Source organism: Meridianimarinicoccus zhengii (assembly GCF_003254465.1).
GTDB classification, from domain to species: domain Bacteria; phylum Pseudomonadota; class Alphaproteobacteria; order Rhodobacterales; family Rhodobacteraceae; genus Meridianimarinicoccus; species Meridianimarinicoccus zhengii.
This window is the reverse complement of record NZ_QDFI01000206.1, coordinates 1-579: the sequence shown is the minus strand read 5'-3', so window position 1 is coordinate 579 and position 579 is coordinate 1. Positions and strand designations below refer to the sequence as shown.

Genomic DNA, 579 nt, shown 5'->3' with positions numbered 1-579 from the left:
ATGGGCTTCGTCTTCCTCGTCTCCGCCCTCGACTGGCTCAGATGAATGCAGACACGGCCTAGAGCATGTCGCGTTTAGAGCGCGTCGGCGCAGCGGGATACTCGGTCCGAAAATCAGTGGCGCGGCCCGTGGTCGCGTCTGCGGTGGTATTTTCCAATCGGAAACTTCTTCGATAACACCATTTCGACTGCGCTCGGAGCCTCCTCCACGAATTACCGCGTCAGCCACGGGCTGGCCGGTCGACGTGGGCGGTAGAGAAGACGCTGGCGCGCAGACCGATTGGGCTACCAGGGGGCGCGGCCACAGCCCAACCGCAGTCCGCAAGGCTGAGGCGGGGTCGCCGGGGATTGAATCATCCTCGCAAGCAGCGGCCGACGGTCATGCGGATCCCGCGCGACATGACCGGCCCGAACGCGATGGACGGCTCCGACCGACAGAACGCGGAGGGATGGGACGGCGTTGTTGCAGAACTCTGCCGTCTGAGGATTCACAACGCGAATCCATGCGTTTACACGGCTCGCATGAGCAAGCCATCTCCCGCCCGCTATCGCACGACGAACTGGTCCAGCTACAACGCGT

1 protein-coding gene is annotated in these 579 nt (G+C 63.4%); it reads left to right on the top strand.

Annotated elements, in window-relative coordinates; all coding sequences use genetic code 11:
• Positions 1 to 398: 398 nt before the first annotated feature.
• A partial coding sequence (locus tag DDE13_RS23325; RefSeq protein ID WP_222626200.1) for a hypothetical protein occupies positions 399 to 579 on the top strand: 181 nt, incomplete at its 3' end.